Origin of the sequence: Corynebacterium sp. UBA4397, from assembly GCF_002390965.1 — a bacterium.
Taxonomy (GTDB): domain Bacteria; phylum Actinomycetota; class Actinomycetes; order Mycobacteriales; family Mycobacteriaceae; genus Corynebacterium; species Corynebacterium flavescens.
The window spans coordinates 20269-27823 of the sequence record NZ_DGRD01000023.1 but is presented as its reverse complement, the minus strand read 5'-3'; the positions used below and the strand labels follow the sequence as shown (position 1 = coordinate 27823).

Annotated in this window: 6 protein-coding genes; 2 read left to right on the top strand and 4 right to left on the bottom strand. The window is 61.0% G+C overall.

Annotated elements, in window-relative coordinates:
- Positions 1–182 precede the first annotated feature (182 nt).
- Entirely contained in the window at positions 183–1028 is an 846-nt protein-coding gene (locus tag B2696_RS05245; protein ID WP_075730622.1) for a diacylglycerol kinase family protein, read from the bottom strand.
- A gap of 267 nt (positions 1029–1295) precedes the next feature.
- Here B2696_RS05245 and B2696_RS05240 point away from each other — a divergent pair, with 267 nt between their 5' ends.
- Both B2696_RS05240 and purT read left to right on the top strand, forming a co-directional pair.
- The gene (locus B2696_RS05240; protein ID WP_286954310.1) at positions 1296–2591 is read left to right on the top strand and encodes an adenylosuccinate synthase; all 1296 of its coding nucleotides are present in this window, start codon (positions 1296–1298) and stop codon (positions 2589–2591) included.
- 64 nt (positions 2592–2655) lie between these two features.
- Positions 2656–3924: a formate-dependent phosphoribosylglycinamide formyltransferase gene (purT, locus tag B2696_RS05235; protein WP_286954309.1), complete on the top strand. Its 1269-nt coding sequence runs from the start codon at positions 2656–2658 to the stop codon at positions 3922–3924.
- A gap of 24 nt (positions 3925–3948) precedes the next feature.
- Here purT and B2696_RS05230 read toward each other — a convergent pair whose 3' ends face one another.
- From B2696_RS05230 to B2696_RS05220, 3 genes are read right to left on the bottom strand one after another with little or no spacing between them, the layout of a single operon-like run.
- A complete protein-coding gene (locus B2696_RS05230) occupies positions 3949–4434 on the bottom strand; it encodes a GNAT family N-acetyltransferase (protein WP_286954308.1) in 486 nt (161 codons plus the stop codon).
- 45 nt (positions 4435–4479) lie between these two features.
- A complete protein-coding gene (locus B2696_RS05225; protein WP_286954307.1) occupies positions 4480–5307 on the bottom strand; it encodes a PRD domain-containing protein in 828 nt (275 codons plus the stop codon).
- A gap of 34 nt (positions 5308–5341) precedes the next feature.
- Entirely contained in the window at positions 5342–7360 is a 2019-nt protein-coding gene (locus B2696_RS05220) for a glucose PTS transporter subunit IIA (protein ID WP_276623333.1), read from the bottom strand.
- Between the last annotated feature and the right edge of the window lie 195 nt (positions 7361–7555).

Genomic DNA, 7555 nt, shown 5'->3' with positions numbered 1-7555 from the left:
GGGGTTAATGAGGATGATCCGAATGCGCCACCGCGGCGCGGGCGCCTGGCCCGTAAGGGCGGGACAATAGTCTGGCAGCCCCCGCACACGAGCCGTTAGGGCAACACCGACTAACGGCGACTTCCAGAACCCCAAAACCCAGCGCGCTTAAACTGTGGGCTTGTCGATAGAAAAAGCCCACACTAAGGCCGGACGACCTGCAGATCCCGCAGGTGGCGGTAGAAGGTGACGCGTTTTAGGGGACGCTTGGCACTGACGCCGTCGACAAGCACGCGTAGCTGCGGACCACCGGCCTGCACGGCCCTCCCCGTGAGCACGCTCTGCGGATCCAGGCGGCCAGGAATAGGCCGACGCAGGACCTGCGCGAGGAACCTACCGATGCCACGCGGGGCGGGATCGAGCGGCCCCAGAGCCCTAGCCGCCACGATGCCCGGGGCATCGAGCATGGGAACCAAGCGCGCGCCCCACGCACCCTTTCCCGGGCCTTGGCGCAAAAGCACCTCATTATCCACGATGATCTCCCCAGTGATCTCCGCGCGCTCCCACTGGGCAATGACGGCGGAGCCAGCCACCGCCAGGCCAGCATCGTTGCGGATGAGGGGCACCGGGCGAACCTGCCCTCTCAAGGCCAACTCCAGCGCCGCCTGCGGATCCTCAGGAATGCCCCAGTTCTGCCTCGCCGGGCTCGGGCCGACGGGAACGAATGACACCTCAACCCACATATAATCTGCGCGCATCATGCGCGTGAGCACCGCCGAAAGCGCGCCGTCACTGCCTACAACGACCACCCGGAGCGGCTCTGGAACCTCCTGGGGGGCAAACGCCGGCGTGCCCAAGTGCTCCACATCCGGCTGGGCCGCAATCTCATCTAGCGAGGGCGTGGAATCCACCGGCAAGATCGACTCCGCCAGTGCATCAAGCACCCGCAACTCGCCGCGCGTAGGGATGGCACCCACCTTCTCTACCTGCGCATCATCCGGCAGCGCACCGGGGGCAGGAGAACCGCACAACAGAATCAAAAGAGCCACGACTTGTCCTTATCTCCACCGTTACTAGCTGTAATCACTAGCCTTTTGTACTCTACAGCGCCGTGTTGAGGTGGAACGGGGAGGGGGAGTTGCGAGATGCGCTCAAGACAAAGGAGCCGGCCCATTCTTGAGTTTGCCGTTTAGGGCTTGTTCAAGGCGTTGCGAAAGAGAACCTGAGTAACTCAAGGCACGTTTTGGCCTCCACCGCCTGCATAACGGGTAAGGTGAGTGGGTATTTGGCTGCAATTTCTAGGAAGTGACTGTTCAATGGCTGCGATCGTCATCGTCGGCGCCCAGTGGGGCGACGAAGGCAAGGGCAAGGCTACCGATATCCTCGGTGGCAAGGTCGATTATGTTGTGAAACCTAATGGCGGCAACAATGCCGGCCACACCGTCGTCGTTGGCGGTGAGAAATACGAGCTGAAGCTCCTTCCGGCCGGCATCCTTTCGGAGAATGCCACTCCGGTGCTGGGAAACGGCGTGGTCATTAACTTAGAAGCACTCTTCGATGAGATCGATGGCCTCGAGGCCCGTGGTGCTAATGCCTCGCGGCTGCGTATCTCGGCCAATGCGCACCTCGTAGCGCCTTATCACCAGACCCTCGACCGCGTGCAGGAGCGTTTCTTGGGCAAGCGGGCAATCGGCACCACCGGTCGCGGCATCGGCCCGGCCTATTCCGATAAGGTCGCGCGCATTGGCATCCGCGTGCAGGACATCTTCGATGAATCCATCCTGCGCCAGAAGGTGGAATCCGCCCTCGACATCAAGAACCAGATGCTGGTCAAGATGTATAACCGCAAGGCCATCGATCCTGAGCAGATCGTGCAGTACTTCCTCGGCTACGCCGAGCGCCTTGCCCCCATGGTCATCGATGCGGAGCTCGAGCTGAACACTGCGCTGCACGAGGGAAAGCACGTCCTCATGGAGGGCGGGCAGGCCACCATGCTCGACGTGGACCACGGCACCTACCCTTTCGTAACCTCCTCGAACCCCACCGCAGGTGGCGCTTCCGTGGGTTCGGGCATCGGCCCCACCCAGATCAAGACGGCCCTGGGAATCATCAAGGCTTATACCACCCGCGTAGGTGCGGGTCCTTTCCCCACCGAGCTTTTTGATAAGTGGGGCGAGTACCTGCAGACCACCGGTGGCGAGGTGGGCGTGAACACGGGGCGCAAGCGTCGCTGTGGCTGGTATGACTCGGTCGTGGCGCGTTATGCCACCCGCGTTAACGGCTTCACCGACTACTTCTTGACCAAGCTCGATGTGCTCACCGGAATCGGAGAAATCCCCATCTGCGTTGCCTATGACATCGATGGCAAACGCTATGATGAGATGCCAATGACGCAGTCGGAGTTCCACCACGCCGAGCCAATCTTCGAGACCATGCCAGCTTGGGATGAGGACATCACCAACTGCCAGAGCTTCGAGGATCTGCCGCAGAAAGCACAGGATTACGTCCTGCGCCTAGAGGAGCTTTCCGGAGCGCGGATTTCCTACATCGGTGTTGGCCCGGGACGTGACCAGACCATCATCCGTCATGACGTGATGGAAGATCACGCCTAGCAGTTTGGTCTACTACCGCGCGCCGCTGCAGCGACGGTGGCTTGTTAAGGGGTAGGAACTACTTATGGATTTCGCAGAAGATAGCGCCGAGTTTATTGGAACTCCCTTGACCCCCAACGCCACGAAGGTGTTGTTGCTGGGGTCCGGGGAGTTGGGTAAGGCCTTGGCCATTGCCTTCCAGAACCTCGGTCTTGAGGTGCACGCCGTCGATCGCTACGCGGGTGCGCCCGCTCAGCAGATCGCGCACTTTAGCTACATCGCAGACATCCACGACGAGGCCAAGGTCTTAGAACTCACGGAGCGGATCCAGCCGGATTTCGTTATCCCTGAGGTCGAGATGGTAGCCGTGGGTGCTTTGGCCAAGCTGGAGGAGTCCGGCGAGGTCACAGTTGTGCCCACCGCGCGGGCCTGCGAGTTGACCCAGGACCGCGAGAGCGTGCGCGAAGTGGCGGCAGAGATAGGCCTGCCGGTTTCCGCGTATCGCTTTGCTTCCTCGCTCGAGGAGTTGCAGGACGCCACTGCTGAATTGGGCTTTCCCTGCATCATCAAGCCGGACGTGGCTACCTCCGGGAAGGGCCACATGTTGGCCCGCGATAGCCAGCACGTTGAAGAGGCGTGGAACCTCGTGCGCCGAGTCTCCTCCGACGAGGGCCGCGTGGTTGCTGAGCGCTTCGTTGACTTTGACTACGAGGTGACCCTGCTCGCCGTGCGTTCTATCGACCCAGCCACGGGGAAGCTGGCCACCTGGTTTAGTGAGCCCATTGGTCACCGCCACGAAAACGGGGACTTGGTCGAGGCTTGGCAGCCCATGGCCATGAGTGAGATCGCCTTGGAAAATGCCCGATCCGTCGCCGCACGTATCTCTAATGAGCTGGGTGGGCGCGGAGTATACGGAGTCGAGCTCTTCGTGGCCGGGGACGATGTCTACTTCTCCTCTGTCTCCCCGCGGCCTTCTGATACCGCGATGCTGACCTCCTATACCCAGCGTTTCTCCGAGTTTGAGCTGCATGCTCGGGCCATTTTGGGCTTTCCCATTGACGTGACTTTGGTGTCGCCGGGGGCGAGCGTGGTGCTCCACGCCGAGGAAGAAACCCGCGATGTGGCATATAGCGGACTGAGCCAAGCCATGACTTATGAGGAGACTGACGTGCGACTTTTTGGAAAGCCCGGTGCCTATAAAGGCCGCCGCATGGGGCTCGTTGTCTCCACGGCTGAAGATGTTGAGACCGCGCGAGACCGCGCAGCATTGGCCGCAGGAAAGATCAGCGTCGTGCCCACTCCCAGTGCTCACATGGCTAAAGCCAGCGCCCCAGCAGATGAGCAGGGTCTATAAGCGCTTGTCGGCCTAGACCTCCGATTAGTATCCTGCGCCGCTGCGGTTGCGGCGCAGGATCATGGGCTGGTGCGGAATCCTGGATTCCTCGAAGTGCTCGCCGCACTTGTCAAAGCCGTAGCCATTGTAATAATCCACCAGCGGGGTACGGGCATTGAGAAAGACCGACTGGCCAGGTGCCGTGGCCTCCGCGAGACGCAGAGCCGCTTCCATGATCTGCGCGCCGAGTCCGGTGCCGCGGGCCTTCTTGGCTATGGCAAAGCGGCCGAATTGGATGACATCTGCGCCCTCGAAGGTGGAGGGAAAGATCCGCGCGGTTCCGTCCAGTGTGCGTGTGGCGTCATCCCAAGCCAGGAGGTGAATGGTCCGGGAATCGGCGTCGGTGCTATCGATCTCTTTGTAGGGCGCTTGGTGTTCGTTGATGAAAACCTCCACGCGCAACTCATAAAGGGCATGGACATCGAGAGGATTCATCTGGGCGATGTTGGCGGCTGTAATCGTATGCGTCATGGCTGCCGATACTACTGCCTTGTTGCGTCCTCAGCGAGCCTGGCGCTATTTGTCGGCCTCGGTCAGGCGCGCGATGTGCAGGGTGAGATAGGAGACTTCATCGCAGGTAAGAGAGTCCTCGAGACGCAGATCAATGACGCCGGCGAGCAGCTGCGCGCAGTCCGCGGCGCGGGGATGCTGCTGGGCGATGACCCGGCTGATGGGAGAATCCCCACAGTCGAGCTGCGCATGCTGGGACATGCGCACGAAGAGATAACGCAGATGCGTGATGAAGCGAGCCACGGAGGTCGAACCGTCATGGAACTCGATGCCGAAGTACTCAGAGATGATCTCCAGCAGCTGCTGGATAAGGCCGGTCATGCGGTAAGTGCCGGAGAGATCCCCCACGCTAAAGCCCGCATTGACTAGGTGCAGGGTGAGGGCCACTGCCTCCGATTCTGACAGTGGGGTGCGCAGCGCCGAGTTGATTTCCCGCAGCAGGCGCTTGGCTAGGGCGAGGTCCTCAGAATAGAGATAGCGGACTTCTGCCTCGAGCGGATAAGTCACGGTAGTGGAGCGCTTTACAGCGCCGTGGACGTGATCCGCCAACGCCACCACCAGCGTGAGCTTCTTCTGCAGGGCATCTGGTAGCTCGGCGCGTTTCATGGCGTCGAGGACCGTTTGGATGTACTCGCCGGGAATAGCGGCGAGTATGGCGGCGGAATGGTCAGGATCGCGCCCCACCGCCGGCACGAAGAGCTGTGCTACTCGTGCCGGGTCAACCCTATCGCCCGCCTTAGCCTGAAATCCGATTCCACGACCGGTGACAACTACCTCCTCATCCCCGCGGCGGGCGAGGATGACGTTGTTGTTGAAGACGCGGAGTATGTGCATGGAGCTTTCGGGTTTCTAGGTTGGACGGTGGACGCTAGGCAGTGATGTTAACGATAGTCTCTCCCGCAGTGGCGCGTTTGAAATCTGCGGCAGTTACCTTATTCAGGGTCTTGCTATTGGTCACGGTCACCATGACTGTCGGGTCATAGCCCGCCTCGCGTACTTTGTCGAAGTCCACTGTGGCGAGCAGGTCTCCGGTTTCCACGTGATCGCCCTTGGCGACGGCGCGTTCAAAGCCCTCGCCATGCATCTTGACGGTGTTGATGCCGATGTGGACGAGCACCTCCACGCCGTCCTCAGTCTTGATGCCATAGGCATGACCGGTCTTGGTGGCGGAGATAACCGTTCCGCTTACCGGAGAGAAGATCTCCGCGCCGGTGGGAACAATCCCGACGCCCTGGCCCAGGGTCCCAGCGGCAAAGACCGGATCATTGACGTCCTCGAGGGCGATGACCTCGCCGCTCACAGGTGCAGCAAGCTGTGAAGTCCTGGTCTTGGTGGTCACGGCACCGTCAGTGCCGCCCGCCTGTGCAGAATCTGTGCCGGCAGAAGGTGCGCCATCCTCGGCAGCTTCTTGCTCGCGCAGGGCCTTGGCCTCGGCGCGCTCCTCAGGGGTGCGGTAGTCGGTGAAGACGATGAGGAAGAAAGCAACGAAGAAGGCGACGGCAATGGCGATGACATACTTGAGCGCTGGGCTAAAGACGCCGATGGTCAGCAGAGAAGTAAAGACGAAGGCGTTGGCGGTAATGCCATTGGTACCAATGGTCAGCAGGGCGATGGTTAGACCACCTGCGAAACATCCCACCAGCATGCGCGGGTAGATGCGCTTGAAGCGCAGGTGAATACCGTAGAGCGAGGGCTCGGAAACGCCGCCGAGCAGACCAGCCATCAGAGCGGAGGCCGAGGTTTGGCGCATGACCGTGTCCTTGTCGCGAATGGACAGGGCCAGCACGCCGGCGGTGGCGCCGAAGCAGGCAAAGTTCCAGGCGCCCATGGGGCCTTGAATGAAGTCATAGCCCAGGGTCTGAATGTTGACCAGCATCAGGGCGTTGAGAGGCCAGTGCAGACCCAGCGGAACCAGGAAGGGGTAGAGCATTGGGATGGCCAAGGCGAAGACGAAGGGGGCGTTATCGTTCATCCACGCCAGGCCGGCGCCGATGCCGTTACCGGCCCACACGCCGAAGGGGCCGATGAGGAAGGCCGTCAGAGGAATGACAACGACCATGGTCAGGAAGGGGACGAAGACCATGTGGACGGAGGCCGGGATGATCTTTTGGAAGCCGCGGTAGAACAGCGCCGCCACGAAGGCCATGATGAGGGGGACGAAGACGTTGCCGCCGTAGGAAGGCAGCTGCATGGTCATGCCGAAGATGGGGATGGAGCATTGCTCAGTGCCCAAGGTCTGGTTGACTACGCAATCGACAGCCGGATTGGAATTTAGGTTGAGGAACTCTGGGGTGAGCAGCGCAGCCATGATGGCGCCGGGCACCCAAGGGTCGATGCGCAGCTTCTTTCCGGCGTTATAGGCCACCATCAGGGGAAGGAAGTAGAATACCGAGCGCCACATCGCGTCGACGAAGAACCACGAGGCGGGCTTGTCGGGCGAACGGAAGTCAATGATGCCGAAGGAATCGAGCACCGAGGCAAAAGCAATGATGAGGGAGGCACCCAGCAGCACGCCCAAGATGGGGCGGAAGGAGTCCGAAAGGTACTCGAAGAATGCGTCCATCCAGGGCAGCTTGCCTTTGGCCTTGGCGCGCTGGGCGGCCTTGACCTCGTCATTGGATAGGGAGTGCATCTCGGGGAGGTGGTTGATTTCCTCGTACACGGTGGCGACGTCGCCGCCAATGACCACCTGGTAGTTGCGCCCGCCTTGGGGCACGGCGCCGAGCACCTTGGGGATGGCCTCGAGGGTTTCCTTGTTGGCAAGGGAGGCGTCGTTAAGCTCGAAGCGCAAGCGGGTCGCGCAGTGAGTGAGAGAGGAGATGTTGTCTGCACCGCCGACTCCGGCCACGATGGCCGCAGCCGAGGATGTCGTGGTTGTGGGTGACATGGGCTTTATTCCTTTCTGTACGAGGAAGTCAACGCGCGAGCACGCGCCACGCGCCGGGTATGAACTGTCCGAAAACGAGAAAAAGACCCAGGGCGCACGAAGCGTCCCAGGTCTTGCCCGAAGTAACAATCCTTAAGCCTTAAGTTACGCCCAGGTGGTCACGTTTGGCAAGAGCGGTGACTCGGCTCACCAGAA

Excerpts from the sequence above, each read along its gene's own strand:
- B2696_RS05240 (WP_286954310.1), top strand. The coding sequence starts at position 1,296 with ATGGCTGCGATCGTCATCGTCGGCGCCCAGTGGGGCGACGAAGGCAAG.
- purT (WP_286954309.1), top strand. The coding sequence starts at position 2,656 with ATGGATTTCGCAGAAGATAGCGCCGAGTTTATTGGAACTCCCTTGACC.
- B2696_RS05230 (WP_286954308.1), bottom strand. The coding sequence starts at position 4,434 with ATGACGCATACGATTACAGCCGCCAACATCGCCCAGATGAATCCTCTC.
- B2696_RS05225 (WP_286954307.1), bottom strand. The coding sequence starts at position 5,307 with ATGCACATACTCCGCGTCTTCAACAACAACGTCATCCTCGCCCGCCGC.
- B2696_RS05220 (WP_276623333.1), bottom strand. The coding sequence starts at position 7,360 with ATGTCACCCACAACCACGACATCCTCGGCTGCGGCCATCGTGGCCGGA.